This window comes from Thioalkalivibrio sp. ALJ16, from assembly GCF_000377345.1.
Taxonomy (GTDB): domain Bacteria; phylum Pseudomonadota; class Gammaproteobacteria; order Ectothiorhodospirales; family Ectothiorhodospiraceae; genus Thioalkalivibrio.
On the sequence record NZ_KB898053.1, the window covers coordinates 46,438 to 60,553 of the forward strand.

Genomic DNA, 14,116 nt, shown 5'->3' on the forward strand with positions numbered 1-14,116 from the left:
ATTTGGTAAGTGTCACGTTCCCCGGGTGGGTCACTTAGAATCCTTGCCGTTTATTGGCCACTCGCGGGTAGATGGTTCGCGCAGGGCCAAGGGCAGGCCTTCCCGAGTCGTATGACGAGTCCCCGGCCAATAGTGTGACTCTGAACGTTAGGGGCGCGCGCCACGGCTTTTATTCTGGGAGGGGCACTGCGCATGCTTACGCTGATGCCATCGCCCATGTGGAACCTTGTGCCTCTGTGTGGTCTCATAGAGCTCGTGAATGGTAATGGACTGGTTGCGGTGAAACAGAACTGGAGTCTCGTAGGTCTTTTGGCTGGCATCTTGCTCTTGGGTGGGTGTGCTGGGCTTGATGCACCGACAGATGGGAGCGGCGACACGGAGCACCTGGAGAATACTTACTGGAAGCTGGTGACCCTGGGAGAGGATGAGGCGGTGGCTACAGAAGAGGCACGCGAGGCACACTTGGTGCTGCACGCTGAAGATGCTCGCCTGGCAGGCGCCACCGGTTGCAACCGCATGATGGGTGGGTATGAACTTGACCGTGACCAGCTAAGCTTTGGCCAGGTGGCCACCACCATGATGGCCTGCCCCGCCGCCATCATGGAGTTCGAGAGAAAATTTCTCGATGCTCTTGGCGACGTCGCCAGCTGGCAAATCGACGGCGAAATGTTGACGCTCATCGACGGTGATGGTGAGGCACGTGCTCGCTTCGAGGCGGTGCACCTCCAGTGAGTGGAAGGGACTTCTGACGCTTCCGGGTGTGTTGATCAACTGTCGTGGGCACCTCGAGCGGTGGAATGACGTGGAACTGATCGGGGAGACGTCAGGGGGCCCGGGGTCGGCGAAACGACGGCTCGTCGCTGGGTCGAGCAACCCAAGGTAGATCCATCCGGGGCGCCGTCGATGGTCGGCCCCTGACGCCGGATCAGCGGTGGCCCCGGGGCTGGAGTCAGAGAACCGCCGGCTAGGGGGGCAGGTAGACCCTAGAAGACGCGCAATCCCCTTCCACTCCAGGGAACTGAAGTAATGCAGCGCTGCATCAGTGCTCTGAGGGAGAAGACTTAACTGAAGTGCGTCTGCGATCTACCGGAGGTGAGCCGGTCGGGCTGCGACGTGGCACCGACGTGCGGTTGGCGGCCGCGCCGGCCTTGTGTGCTAGCACAGCGGGTCATGGTGGCGCTCGATCAGTCGGGGGTAGTCGTACGGCAGCCGCCGCGTCCAGGCGGCGCTGTTGTGGGATGGGGCTGCACAGTCAGGAACACGAGCCGGGGCTCTGGTTCAAGCCGACCGACCCGGTCAGTGTACCAGCGACGTCTGGCGGCATCTTCTGTCGCAGTATGGCGTCCGCTGCATTTCGAGCCGGCGAATTTAGTGCTGGGGCTATGCGGTGGCCGACCGCCTCTTCTTCAACGTGAGAACGGAGTTGATCGAACAGGTACCGGAGCCACAGGGGCGCAGGAGAAGATCAGGGCAATACGACACCGTTGAATTCGTGCTCTCAGTTGATTCGGGTCAGGTAGGTTTCCAGCTCATTGGCCAGCCAGGTCACCACGGGACCTCCGTGGGCCTGTTCGGATTCCAGTACGCAGAAGGTCTTCCACCACTTAGCGGCCGGATGAGGGATTGTGCGAAGTTGTTCCTGGCGCAGGGCGCTGCTGATGAGCGGAAAGGGTAAATCGGCCCAGCCGGAACCCTCGATCACTGCGTCGCGGATCAGTTCGTACTGCGTGAAGGCGAGGTAGTTGTCAGTGTCGGGAGACTCTGGGATCAGGCCGTCCCTGTCCAAATAGGCCATGACAATCTCCGTATGTCCGACGAGGTCGTCCTGCGTGACCCGGGGGAGGGCTGCCAGTGGATGGTCGGTGGCGGTGACCGTAAGCATGCGCACGTCTGCGAGCTCTCGAAACCACTGGTAGCCCACGGTGAGCAACTGGGGCATCAAGCCGTAGGCCACATCCACGGCCTGGCGTTCCACAAGCTCCGGCAGCTCCCGGGGTGGAGCCAGATAAACGGATACGCTGGTATGCGGAAATGCGTTCTTCAGGCGACGCAGCAGGTCCCGCCACGTAGCCTCAGGGATGGCGTCGTCGCGGGCGATGCGCAGCGCCGATTCGGCACCGCTCATGTGGTGCCGGCAACGGGCGTGGATCTGCCCGGCCACTTGCTGCAGGCGCTGGCAGTCGGTCACGATGCTGCCGCCCACCGGGGTGAGGTGGAGTTGATTGCCGCTGCGCTCGAACAGCACCACCCCCAGTTCGTCTTCTAACGCGCTCAAGGCGGTGCTCACCGTGGTGCGGCTGCGGCCGAGGGTGCGTGCGGCGGCCGCGACGCTGCCCTGTTCTACCACGGCGAGAAACGTTTCGATCTGGCTGTCTTTCATAGCCTCATGGTGACGGAAAACCCGTCGCTCAGCGACTCACATTATTGAATTGGGCTCCCTAGAATAGCCAGCAATTCAATGGGAGGTCATCATGAGTTCGTTCTGGGCGCGGGAAAAAACGGCGCTGTATCTGTCTGCCACCATGGCCGGCATGTTTGCCCTTGGGGGTATCGTTTGGGGCTTGTGGGTTAACTCCCTGGTGATCCTGTTCGACGGGGCGTACTCCCTTGTAAGTCTGGTGCTGTCGCTGCTCTCGGTGTACGCCGCACGGGTTGTGCGGCGGCCAGCAAACCAGCGTTTCCCCTTCGGTCGTGCCGCGATTGAACCACTGGTTATTACCGTGAAGGGGCTGACTATTGCGCTGGTTTCCCTGTTGTCGATTGCATTGGCCTTGCACGGGCTGTTGACCGGCGGTCGCGTAGTGGAGACGGGCATGGCCATGTTATTCGCGGCCATTAGCGCAGTGGCCTGTGTGGTCGTGTGGGGTTATCTGCGCTGGGTGCAGGTTCGTACCCCCGGCGGGTTGGTCTCTGCCGAGCGCCGCCAGTGGCTGATGGATACGCTTTTGAGTGCGGCCGTCCTTGCGGGCTTCGGCCTGGCGGTGTTGCTGGAGCGCACCGCATTTTCGGAGTATGCCGTCTATGCGGATCCGGTCATGGTGCTCCTGGTGGCTGGATACTTCATTGGTGTACCGCTGAAGATGACCTTGGAAGCTGTACGCGAGCTGGTTCTGGCTGCCCCGCCGGCTGAGCTGAGAGCCCGGGTGATCACGGCTCTGAATGAGGCGGCAGTGCCGGCCCGGCAGGCACGCTATACGAAGGTTGGGCCGTACCTCCTTCTGGAGATTCGGTTGCCCGCAAGGGACATGCGGAGAGCCGAGCGGTTGCGTATCCGGCTTTACCGTTTATTAGCCGACTTGCCTGTCCGTCCGGTGGTCGTCATCCACACGGAGGGTCGTAAGGCGGAACGGGTCGTTGAGGCTGGGCCCTAGGGCAGTTGAGTCCTACCATCGGACTTGGAAGGCCCGCGGAGGCCGGCGATGGCCGGCCCCTGACGCCGGTGCAGCGCCGGATCTGGGAGTTGGAGGAAGAGAACCGCCGGCTGTGAGGGCAAGGTCATTCCAAAAAAGGCCTCGGAGCAGCGGTTCTGCGGTTTGCTGGAGATGAACCGGTCGGGCTACTGGGCATTGCAGACGTGCGGCCGGCGACCGCGCCGGCCTTGCACTGGGGCAAAAAGACGTGCGAACAGTGTGGGTGGCCCGTTGGCAGAAGCCGTGTGCAGTCGGAGCTGCGGATGGACGATGTTGAGGTCGGCTGCTATCGGGTCCGCCATCTGATGGGGGAGGATGGGCTGTGCCGGGTCTGAAAGCGGGGGTTCGGGGTCACGGCGCAGCGGGACGAGCCGGAGGATGTGGTGGCGAAATACCTGGACAAGCAGTTCCAGCCGCGTGCCCGAACGCGGCCTGTGTGGCGGACATCACCTACATACGGACCCGCGCGGGCTTGAAGGAAGTATCAGGCTAACCAGGGAGAGCCTCACCGAAGCATCACGGTTTACATCGTTGGCTACTACAACGAGCGCCGAAGGCGCGCGAACCTGAGCTAACTGTCGCTCAACGCATGCGAGCGTAAGTGGGCAGCCCCAACAATTCTTGAGAGCAGGAAATCACCCGACCACTACAAGAAGTTAATCTGCTCTCAGATTCGACTCGTAGAGAGGGGTAGATGATGAGCCAGAGCCAAGCAAGCTTGACTTGGTAACTTCCCCCTCATCGCTATATCGGAGGTTTTTATGTACGATCCCCAGCTTTTCGCGTTGAGCGGTCAAGCCGCCCTTGTTACAGGGGCCGGCGCCGGAATCGGCCGAGCCATAGCCGAAAGTTTCGCCCGGGCCGGAGCTGCAGTAGTCGTCAGCGATCTGGATGCCGCTGCGGCCGCTGCGGTAGCCGAAGGTATCGAGGCCGAAGGTGGTCGTGCGACCAGCATGGCATGTGACGTTACCAGAGAAGAGGATCTTGCCGCAGCGGTGGCCAAACCGGTAGAGGCCTTCGGCAAGCTAACGCTCTTGGTCAGCAACGCCGGCGGCGGTGGACCCAAGCCCTTCGACATGCCTATGGAGGACTTTCGTCGCGCCTATGACCTGAACGTGTTTCCGCTGTTTCGCCTTGCCCAGCTGGCCGCGCCTGAGATGGAGAGGGTCGGCGGTGGCGCGATTCTCGCCATTACCTCGATGTCGGCCGAGAATAGGAACCAACACATGGCAGCGTATGGCTCCTCGAAGGCCGCCGCCAGCCACTTGGTGCGTAACATCGCCTTTGATCTTGGCCCAAAAAACATCCGCATCAACGGCATCGCGCCGGGAGCCACTCGCACCAGGGCGCTGATGTCGGTGCTCAACGACGAGATTGAGCAGCGCATGCTTGCCCGTACTCCCCTAAAACGACTCGGCGAGCCTGAGGATATTGCCAATGCGGCACTATTCCTGTGCTCTCGGGCTTCCAGCTGGATCAGCGGTCAGATCCTTACCGTTTCGGGTGGAGGGGTACAGGAACTGGATTAACCCGATGAAATTGGCGTGGTATCCGTCACAATCTGCGTTGCGAAGCCATCATACTGCACGGTGTCCCTTCCGCGCGCCTACCTGGCAACTGATCGGACGGGCGATTGCCGGTGCGCCGTGGCCATCCAACGCCAATCGGAGCACATCATGATCAGAACCACGAACGCAGCACTTATCCCGACCCTGCTCGTGATCGGGGCAGCCTTGGCGCCACCGACTTCAGCCGCCGGTGTCGAAACGGTAGCACCAATGGATTGGATGCAGGGCTTCCCGCCACCGGAGGATCGCACTATCCGTTTCACCGATGACGATTACTTCGTCGGCGATAAGCTCAAGTGGACGGTCTGCCACTTCCGTGAGTTGATGCCCACCGTCGGTGTGCGGTCTGGGCCCGAGGGTGCTCGGGCCTTGCCCTATGCATCCGACCCCGCGATTGATGACCTGACATTCCAGCCCTCCGACGGTTCAGAGTTGATGACGTGGAGTGAAGCCTTCGACGTGAATCACGCCGACGGTCTGCTAGTGCTTCACCAAGGTCGGGTGGTGTACGAGCGCTACGCCGGCTGTCTGGATGAACACACCCTGCATGGGGTGATGTCGGTTACCAAGTCGCTCACAGGGTTGATTGGCGAGACGCTAGTGGCTGAGGGCACACTGGATGAACAGGCTCGCGTTGGTGAACTGGTGCCGGAGCTCGCTGACAGCGCCTTTGGCGACGCCACTCTGCGCCAGGTGCTTGATATGACCACCGCGCTCGACTTTTCAGAGGATTACTCTGACCCCGAGGCCGACGTATGGGCTTATGCTCAAGCTGGCAGCCCGCTGCCGCCGCCAGCAGATTACGATGGGCCTCGCGGTTACTTCGCGTTCCTTGAGACTGTAGAGAAGGCTGGTGAGCACGGAGAGGCCTTCGGCTATCGCACCATCAACTCCGATGCTTTGGGATGGATCATCTCTCGGGCCACCGGAAAGAGTGTCGCCGATTGGCTGGCTGAGCGGGTTTGGTCGCGGATAGGGGCGGAGCGAGAGGCCTTTTTCACCGTAGATTCGATCGGTACGCCGTTCGCAGGCGGTGGCTTCAACGCCACCCTGCGAGACTTGGGCCGTTTGGGCCAGCTGATTCTCGATGGGGGGCGCCTCGGAGACGAGCAGGTGCTGCCCGAGGAGGCCATAAAACGCATCCGCGAGGGCGGTGACAAGGCAGCCTTCTCTAAGGCCGGCTTCGGAGGCCTTGATGGTTGGAGTTATCGTAGCATGTGGTGGATAAGTCACGACGACCATGGCGTCTTTGCCGCTCGCGGCGTACACGGCCAGACGATCTGGATCGACCCGTCCGCAGAGATGGTAATTGTGCGCTTGGCCTCCCACCCGTTGGCGACCAACGCGGCTAACGATGCAACCTCGCTGCCGGCCTACCGGGTCTTGGCCGAGTATCTGATGGGGCAGGACACGGCCCGCTGATTGTCGCCCTCCCGTAAATTTGGCCCATTGAAAACTGGGGATCTCCGGGCACACTAGAGCCCAAGGAGGCCGAGATGCACGAGAGTCGGTTTACGGAAAGCCATATTGTCCAGACGCTGAAGCAGGTCGAAGGCGGCCGGAAGGTGAAGGACGTCTGTCGGGAGATCGGGGTCTCGGAAGCGAGCTACTACCAGTGGAAGTCGAAATACGGGGGCATGGAAGCGGCCGACGTTCGACGGCTGAAGGAGCTGGAGGACGAGAACAACCGGCTCAAGCGGATGTACGCCGAGCTGGCCCTGGAGAACACGGCCCTGAAGGACGTGATTGCCCAAAAAAGCTCCGAGCCCGGACGAGAAGCGCTGTGTGGTCACTGCGTTGACGCGGGAGCATGGGCAGAGTCAGCGCCGGGCCTGTCAGGTGGCCGGGGTTGCGCGGTCGGTGGTGTGGTATCGCAAGCAACCGGACCGGGACGATGCGGTGGTCGCGCTACTGCAGGAGCGGGTGGAACGCGATCCGGAGCGGGGCTTTGGCAAGCTGTTCAAGCTGATCCGACGTCGGGGCATGCCCTGGAACCACAAGCGGGTCTGGCGCGTGTACTGCGCCCTGAAGCTGAACCTGCGGCGTAAGGGCAAGCGCCGCTTGCCACCACGGGAGCCACGACCTCTGGCATCGACCGAAGCTCCGAACGCGTGCTGGTCAGCGGACTTTATGTCGGATGCGCTGTGGGACGGACAGCGCTTTCGCACCTTCAACGTCGTAGATGACTTCAACCGGGAAGCGCTGGCGGTGGAGACCGATCTGAATCTGCCCGCACCCCGTGTGATCCGGGTGCTGGAGCGTATTGCGGCCTGGTGGGGCTATCCGCAGTAACTCCGGCTCGACAATGGTCCCGAGTTCGTTTCGGCCGCGATCGCCGACTGGGCCGAGCAGAGGAGCGTGGAACTGAGCTTCATCCAGCCAGGCCAGCCCATGCAGAACGGCTTCATCGAACGGTTCAACGGCGGCTACCGCCGCGGCGTGCTGGACCTCTACGTCTTCCGAACGCCGACCGGAGACCGGTACAACGAGCGCCGAAGGTACTCGACTTTGGGATACCTGTCGCCCAACGCCTACGAGCGAAAAAAGGGACAGCCGAAACACCCATCGAGGTGTCAGAAATCACTTGACCACTACACTTGGCGCGCGCGGCCTCGGCCCTGGCGTGCCGCGCCCGCCAGCGAGCGCCAGCTCCCATCGTAGGATGCGGGTGAGCGCAGCGAATCGCATCAGGGTTGCCCCGGCGTTGGCATGGGGTCTTTCGCTGCGCTCGGAAGGCGTGACCGTGGGCCGCTACCGGGTCTGGCGCCTGATGCGGGAGCAGGGGTGCGGCCACAAAGCCTACGCTTATCGAATGATGTCGGTACTCATAAGCCGGAATAAACATCCTTCAGTTCCAGTCTATTCTTCTAACGGTCCTCCAGCTAGTGAGGAGTGGCCCTTTAGTGGCGACAATGGGAACCTCCAGTTCCGTTTACACCTAAATAAGTTAGGAGACAGGCATGAGAACAATATTCTTTATTCCATTGCTGTTGATTACTACGGCGTTGATATTTTCGGGGAATGCGTCTGCCGTTACTTACGACTATGGAGAAGATAAGGCGGTCTACGACGTGAACTATGATGACAGTGACCGGCATACGATGGTCCTGCGGAACATACAGAACCACGTCAATGCATTAGGTGTCGACAATATTCAGGTAAAAGTCGTTTTGAGTGGAGACGGACTAAGCCTCCTTAACAAGGCGAAAGATGACGATGATCTTCGAGCGAACATCGACAATCTAAAGATGCAGAATGTCCGGTTCTTGGTTTGCAATAATACCTTGGAAGGTAGACAAATTAGCCTGCATGACGACCTGTACGACGCGTCGGAAGAGGACGTCGTAGTCAGCGGTAATGCTCATATTTCGTATCTGCAACGACAAGGGTACACTTTCTTGAAACCATAGGCGTGTATCGGAAGAAATCATGGAAGAAGAGGCGACCTTGGGAAACAATCGGGGGGACGTAGGTAGGATCTCGATGAGCGTTGCCAGTCGCATCAGGGGCAGCCCCGGTGTTGGATTTGGTGGTTAAGTCATTCCGGATACCGCGTTAGGTGGATTGGCTGCCGTTGGATGCTCATAGTCGCTGGAAGGCAGGTAGCCAAGCGTCGAGTGGATGCGAACGGTGTTGTAGAACCGCGCGATGTAGTCCGCGAAATCCCGCCGCGCCTCGCCGTGGTTCGCGTATCGGCGCTGCCAGACGCGTTCCGTCTTGAGGCTCAGGAAGAAGCACTCGACGACGGCATTGTCCCAGCAGTTACCCCGGCGGCTCATGCTCGCCTGGATCCGGTGCCTGGCCAGTAGCCGCCGCCAGGCGGCGCTGGTGTATTGGCAGCCCTGGTCGGAGTGCAGCAGCAGTCCCGGCTCCGGTTGGCGCTGCTCCAGCGCCATGCGCAGGGCCTCGCAGGTCTGGCTCGCCGGCATCTGCCGATCGAGGGCCCAACCGATGACCTTGCGCGAGTACAGGTCGAGGATGACCGCCAGGTAGCTCCAGCCGGTGGCGGTCGGGATATAGGTAATGTCGGACGCCCACGCCTGGTTCGGTCCGGCCGGGGTGAACTTGCGGTTGAGATGGTTCTCGGCGACCGGGACCCGGTCGTCGCGTTGCGTAGTGGCCACGAAGCGCCGCCGCCAGACGGGCCGCAGGCCGCGCTCGCGCATCAGCGTCCGCACCCGGTAACGGCCCACGGCTGTGCCATCCGCCTGTAAGGCTTTTGCCAGACGCCGGCTGCCGTAGGTTCGCCCGGAAGCCGCGAACACCCGCTCGAGGTGAGCGCCAGCGGCGCAGGGCACGCTTGGGCGTTCGGCCCGCGCCCGCGCCGCGTAATAGCCGGCCCGGTTTTCCTCCAGCAGATCGCAGACCCGCTGCACCGAAGCCTTCTCCGTCAGGGTCGTGATGCAGCGATGCATCACTTCAGTTCCCGGGCCAACAAGGCGGAGGTGCGCTCAGCCGGCCGACGCAACAGTGACCGTGAGTTTATCCGCCGGGGAGACCAAGGTTTTCCGCGGTCGCCGATTCAGACGGAGGGCGAGTTCATCCAGGCCGGTCTGTGAGAAGCCGGCCAGTTCCGTCTCCTTGGGGAAGTACTCGCGCTGCAGGCGGTTGGAATTCTCGTTGGTACCGCGTTGCCAAGGACTCTGCGGGTCATAGAAGTACACCTTCACATCCGTTTCGGCGATGAAGACTTTATGGCTGGCCATCTCGCTGCTGCGATCCCAGGTCAGGGTGCGTCACATGTCGCGAGGGGGGACGCCATATGTTCGACCGGATCGCACAGGTGGATGATGGCTATCTGTGTGGTGAACGCAGCGCTGGCAGGGCGGCACGCGGGTTCTGAGAAGAAGGTGCACTCGTAGCGGCGGTATTGCTAAAGGTCGCTGGGCATCCACTACGGGTCAAGCTGTTACCCCGGTAGTCACCTTCAGCGCGGAGGTCATGGGCAAGTGGGACCGCACCTAGCGGACGCCAGGCAGCACTGTGCAATTCGACGGCTTGGGTTGCTTCGGTGCCACCACGTAGCCACGGTCGTCGGTGGCCGAAAGCCCCGGCAAATGCCCGAGTTCCAGTGGACCAACACCGTGCGCGACAACCTGTTAAGAAAACACCACTAGGGAATGCACCCCGTGCGGCGCATAGTCGGGATGATCGTCGAGCGAATTTGGGATGCATTCGTGCCAGAGTGGCATAAAAAAACCGCCGGATGACCCATCCGGCGGTAATGCTTAACGGAGGTTGGAGACACCAAAGGCTGAAAGCCCACCTTTCGTCTTGGCGACACACAGCTGTCCGGGCTGTGTAGCTAAATGCGAACCATACGCAAGGGCATTTGCATGTCAAGCTTTGGCCTGTGACTTCTTCTCGGTTGCGGGGTGCTGGTCACGCATGGCGCGCGCGGCCTCAACCATTGCCTCCAGCGCTGGACGGACCTCGTCCCAGCTGCGGGTCTTGAGTCCGCAGTCGGGATTGACCCACAGCCGCTCGACCGGGATCCCGCGTGCCGCCTTTTCCAGAAGGGTCACCATCTCCTGTACCCTGGGGAGGCGTGGAGAGTGGATGTCATAGACACCCGGCCCGATCTCGTTGGGGTAGGTGGATCGCTCGAAGGCATCCAGCAGTTCCATGTCCGAGCGGGCAGTCTCGATGGTGATGACATCGGCATCCAGGGATGCGATGGCCTCGATGATGTCGTTGAACTCCGAGTAGCACATGTGGGTATGGATCTGGGTCACGTCGGCCACACCGGAGGTGGCAATGCGAAAGGCGCGCGCAGCCCAATCCAGGTAGCGATTCCATTCGCCTCGTCGAAGGGGAAGCCCTTCCCGAAGCGCCGGCTCGTCGACCTGGATCACGCCAATGCCAGCGGCCTCGAGGTCGGCGATCTCGTCGCGCAGCGCCAGGGCGATCTGCAGGGCAGTGGCCTCGCGTGACTGGTCATCGCGCTCGAAGGCCCATTGCAGCATGGTCACCGGACCCGTGAGCATGGCCTTGACCGGTTTGCTTGTGAGGGACTGGGCGTAACGTGTCCAGTCGACGGTCATCGGACTGGGACGCTGCACATCGCCGTAGATGATGGGGGGTTTCACGCAGCGCGATCCGTAGCTCTGAACCCAGCCGTGCCGGGTAAAGGCATACCCGTCGAGTTGCTCGCCGAAATACTCCACCATGTCGTTGCGTTCGGGCTCACCGTGCACCAGCACGTCCATGCCGATGTCTTCCTGGAAGCGGATTACGCGAGCGATCTCCTGGCGCATGGTGCGCAGGTAATCATCCCGGGTTAGCTCACCCCGGCGGTAGTCACGGCGCACCCGGCGAATGGTCTGCGTTTGTGGGAACGAACCGATGCTGGTGGTCGGGAATAATGGGAGGTCGAGTGAGCGTTGTTGCAACGGTGCACGCTGCTCATAGGCCAGGGCACGGCGGGCGTCATCCGGGGACAGTCCCGCCACCCGTTCCCGAACCTGCGGAATGCAAGTACGAACGGCGTTCTGGCGGCTGCTGTGCACGCGCCGACTGTGTTCCAGCTCTTTGGCGACGGCCGCGCGTCCCTCGGTCAAGCCGCGCTGGAGGATCGCCAGCTCCACCAGTTTCTGGCGCGCGAAGGCCAGCCAGCCGCGTACCTCCGTGTCCATGCCGGTTTCCTGTTCCACGTCAACGGGCACGTGCAGCAACGAGCAGGAGGGCGCGAGCCACAGGCGAGAACTACCGAGGCTGCTGACGGCGGGCTCCAGAGTGTCCAGACCTGCCTCCAGATTGGTGGCCCATATGTTGCGCCCGTCGATGATTCCCAACGACAGAATCTTGTCCTGCGGCAGCCGGGCCACGAGGGTCGAAGCCTCCATCGCGCCGCGCACGGCATCCACGTGGAGCCCCGCTACCGGTAGTTCCAGTGCCAGGTCGCGCTGGCTGCCAAGGCCACCGAAATAGGTCGTGAGCAAGAGGCGTGGCCCGCCACGGTGGAGACGGTCGTAAGCCGCCCTTAGCGCCGACTGCCACTCGACGGGCAGATCCAGTGTGAGGATGGGCTCGTCGATCTGAACCCAAGAAACCCCCTCTGCGCTGATCCACTCCAGGAGTTCCTGATAGGCCGGGAGGAGCCGGTCAAGCAGTTCCAGTGGCTCCCTGTCATCCTTCATTTTCGCCAGGTACAGAAAGCTGACCGGCCCCAGCAGGACAGGCTTGGGCTGCAGACCCATCTCGCGCGCCTCCCGGATCTCCGTTCGTAGTCTGTCCGGAATGGCCGCAAAGGTTTGTTCGAGGGTCAGCTCCGGGACCAGGTAGTGGTAGTTGGTGTCGAACCACTTGGTCATCTCCAGCGCCGGCACATCGGGCAACGCATCGTTGTGGGAACGACCGCGAGCCATGTAGAAAGCAAGGTCCAGCGGGTGCTCGGTCGCTGCGGCATGGAAGCGCTCCGGCAGAACGCCCAGCGTCAGCATCATGTCCAGCACGTGGTCGTAGAAACTGAAGTCGCCGACCGGGACCTGTTGGATGCCAGCTTCGCGTTGCCAGGCCCAATGACGCTGCCGTAACTCGCGGCCCGAGGTTTCCAGTTGATCGCGGCTGATGTTGCCGCTCCAGTAACGCTCAAGAGCCGTCTTCAGCTCGCGACGGGCGCCAATGCGGGGAAAGCCAAGATTATGGGTGGTGATCATGGATCTATAGACTCCGGGTTGAACACGGCGTCCAGTCTCGTCATGCTTGATACATGAGTAAAACGATATTTCTTCACAGACACCATGAATTCCGCTCATGATCTGTCGGGAGTACTCGAGCTCCGGCATCTGCGGGCGGTTTGCGAGATCGTGCGGTTGGGGAGTGTGACTGCCGCGGCTGATAGCCTTTGCGTAACTCAGTCGGCACTGTCGCATCAGTTGCGCCAGCTTGAAGACCGACTGGGTGTGACCCTCTTCGAACGCCGAACGCGTCCGGTGCGGTTATCGGCTGCCGGAGAACGGCTACTGCAGGCGGCTGACCGGGTGTTGCCCGAGATCACCGCCGCGCAGCGTGATGTCGTGCAGATCCGCGACGGCGGACGTGGCCGACTGTTTCTGGTGCTGGAGTGCCACAGCTGCTTTCAGTGGCTGATGCCGGCGGTAGGTGCCTTTCGACGGCACTGGCCGGAGGTGGAGCTGGATCTTACCCTTAGCCATGGATTCACGGCACTGGACGCCCTGCGCAACGGTGACGTGGATGTCGCCGTTGCGGTCGACCCTGTGGATGATCCCGAACTCGAGTCGGTACACCTGATGGAGTACGAGAACCTGCTCGTGGTGCCGGCCGGCCACCGGTTGGCCGAGCGGCCCTGCGTGTTGCCTGAGGATCTGCGCGGGGAGACCCTGATCACTTATCCGGTCAGCGAGGAGCGCCTGGATATCTATCGGCGCTTTCTGCACCCGGCCGGGGTGACGGTCCCGCGCCGGACGACCGAGGTTAGTGCGATGCTGCTGCAACTGGTAGCGAGCCGCCGTGGTGTGGCGGTTTTGCCGGATTGGGCCCTGCCCGAGCTGGAGGCGGGGCTCAACGGGGGAGAGAGTGAGCGTGTCGCGACCCGTCGTGTCCGGCTTGGTCACGACGGTCTGTGGAGCAACCTTGCCATCACGATGCGCCGTGCAGACCGGGAGCGTCCTCACAATCTCGACTTCATCGCGACTGCGCGCGACATTTTGCGTGAGGCTCGGGCGTAGAACTGTCAACTCGATTTTCGGATGTGGCGGACGTTCGTGGTGGATAAGCGGGTCTGGGAGGCCGCGAGGCACCAAAAATAAGTCCCCTGCTGGGGAGCCGACAGGGGGGGTACGAGTGCCCGCTAGCGGCTGGAACTAGATGTGATCTCCCAATAGGTTGTGCTGGTCTAATTTTCGTGGACACCTCGATCGGTGGAATGATTGGGATCTGATCGAGGAGACGATATGGGACGCAGGAATTTTGATCCGGAGTACAAGCTTCGGGTGGCCCGGATGGTGGTGGATGAGGGCCAGAGTGTGCCGCAAGTGGTGCGGGACACCGGGGTGGGCGAGACGGCCGTTCGGCGCTGGGTCGAGCAACTCAAGGCGGATCGTGCCGGGGAGGCCGGCGATGGCCGGCCTTTGACGCCGGAGCAGCGACGGATCCGGGAGCTGGAGGAAGAGAATC

Annotated in this window: 10 protein-coding genes and 2 pseudogenes; 8 read left to right on the forward strand and 4 right to left on the reverse strand. The window is 61.7% G+C overall.

Features of this window, described 5'->3' with window-relative positions:
* Window positions 1–192 precede the first annotated feature (192 nt).
* The gene (locus D000_RS0111895; RefSeq protein WP_018873754.1) at window positions 193–732 is read left to right on the forward strand and encodes an META domain-containing protein; all 540 of its coding nucleotides are present in this window, start codon (window positions 193–195) and stop codon (window positions 730–732) included.
* Window positions 733–1,498: 766 nt separating this feature from the next.
* Here the strand turns inward: D000_RS0111895 and D000_RS0111900 are convergent.
* Window positions 1,499–2,380: a LysR family transcriptional regulator gene (locus D000_RS0111900; protein WP_018873755.1), complete on the reverse strand. Its 882-nt coding sequence runs from the start codon at window positions 2,378–2,380 to the stop codon at window positions 1,499–1,501.
* A 91-nt stretch (window positions 2,381–2,471) separates the two neighbouring features.
* Here D000_RS0111900 and D000_RS0111905 point away from each other — a divergent pair, with 91 nt between their 5' ends.
* The 5 genes and pseudogenes from D000_RS0111905 to D000_RS0111930 all read left to right on the forward strand — a co-directional run bounded on the left by D000_RS0111905 (window position 2,472) and on the right by D000_RS0111930 (window position 8,388).
* Window positions 2,472–3,371: a cation diffusion facilitator family transporter gene (locus tag D000_RS0111905; RefSeq protein WP_018873756.1), complete on the forward strand. Its 900-nt coding sequence runs from the start codon at window positions 2,472–2,474 to the stop codon at window positions 3,369–3,371.
* 800 nt (window positions 3,372–4,171) lie between these two features.
* Window positions 4,172–4,939 (forward strand): 7-alpha-hydroxysteroid dehydrogenase, encoded by a 768-nt coding sequence (gene hdhA, locus D000_RS0111910; RefSeq protein ID WP_018174400.1) that lies wholly within the window; start codon window positions 4,172–4,174, stop codon window positions 4,937–4,939.
* A 147-nt stretch (window positions 4,940–5,086) separates the two neighbouring features.
* Window positions 5,087–6,400: a serine hydrolase gene (locus D000_RS0111915; protein WP_018875090.1), complete on the forward strand. Its 1,314-nt coding sequence runs from the start codon at window positions 5,087–5,089 to the stop codon at window positions 6,398–6,400.
* Window positions 6,401–6,474: 74 nt separating this feature from the next.
* A pseudogene (locus D000_RS13520) lies at window positions 6,475–7,531 on the forward strand (IS3 family transposase); the annotation flags it as partial.
* Window positions 7,532–7,938: 407 nt separating this feature from the next.
* Window positions 7,939–8,388, forward strand: coding sequence for a DsrE family protein (locus tag D000_RS0111930; protein ID WP_018873758.1), 450 nt, complete (start codon window positions 7,939–7,941; stop codon window positions 8,386–8,388).
* A gap of 123 nt (window positions 8,389–8,511) precedes the next feature.
* Here D000_RS0111930 and D000_RS13525 read toward each other — a convergent pair whose 3' ends face one another.
* From D000_RS13525 to metE, 3 genes and pseudogenes are all read right to left on the reverse strand, one after another.
* The gene (locus D000_RS13525) at window positions 8,512–9,393 is read right to left on the reverse strand and encodes an IS3 family transposase (protein WP_018873759.1); all 882 of its coding nucleotides are present in this window, start codon (window positions 9,391–9,393) and stop codon (window positions 8,512–8,514) included.
* A gap of 36 nt (window positions 9,394–9,429) precedes the next feature.
* A pseudogene (locus D000_RS0111940) lies at window positions 9,430–9,714 on the reverse strand (IS30 family transposase); the annotation flags it as partial.
* Window positions 9,715–10,317: 603 nt separating this feature from the next.
* Window positions 10,318–12,636, reverse strand: a complete 2,319-nt coding sequence (gene metE, locus D000_RS0111945) for a 5-methyltetrahydropteroyltriglutamate--homocysteine S-methyltransferase (protein ID WP_018873761.1) — start codon at window positions 12,634–12,636, stop codon at window positions 10,318–10,320.
* 84 nt (window positions 12,637–12,720) lie between these two features.
* Between metE and D000_RS0111950 the strand changes: the two genes are divergently transcribed.
* Window positions 12,721–13,668, forward strand: a complete 948-nt coding sequence (locus D000_RS0111950; RefSeq protein ID WP_018875087.1) for a LysR family transcriptional regulator — start codon at window positions 12,721–12,723, stop codon at window positions 13,666–13,668.
* A 225-nt stretch (window positions 13,669–13,893) separates the two neighbouring features.
* Window positions 13,894–14,116: transposase (locus D000_RS13530; protein WP_018873763.1), on the forward strand; the 223-nt coding region annotated here is incomplete at its 3' end.

Coding starts and splice junctions, on each gene's coding strand:
- D000_RS13525 (WP_018873759.1), bottom strand. CDS start 9,393: ATGCATCGCTGCATCACGACCCTGACGGAGAAGGCTTCGGTGCAGCGG.
- D000_RS0111950 (WP_018875087.1), top strand. CDS start 12,721: ATGAATTCCGCTCATGATCTGTCGGGAGTACTCGAGCTCCGGCATCTG.
- metE (WP_018873761.1), bottom strand. CDS start 12,636: ATGATCACCACCCATAATCTTGGCTTTCCCCGCATTGGCGCCCGTCGC.
- D000_RS0111930 (WP_018873758.1), top strand. CDS start 7,939: ATGAGAACAATATTCTTTATTCCATTGCTGTTGATTACTACGGCGTTG.
- D000_RS0111905 (WP_018873756.1), top strand. CDS start 2,472: ATGAGTTCGTTCTGGGCGCGGGAAAAAACGGCGCTGTATCTGTCTGCC.
- D000_RS0111895 (WP_018873754.1), top strand. CDS start 193: ATGCTTACGCTGATGCCATCGCCCATGTGGAACCTTGTGCCTCTGTGT.
- D000_RS0111915 (WP_018875090.1), top strand. CDS start 5,087: ATGATCAGAACCACGAACGCAGCACTTATCCCGACCCTGCTCGTGATC.
- D000_RS0111900 (WP_018873755.1), bottom strand. CDS start 2,380: ATGAAAGACAGCCAGATCGAAACGTTTCTCGCCGTGGTAGAACAGGGC.
- hdhA (WP_018174400.1), top strand. CDS start 4,172: ATGTACGATCCCCAGCTTTTCGCGTTGAGCGGTCAAGCCGCCCTTGTT.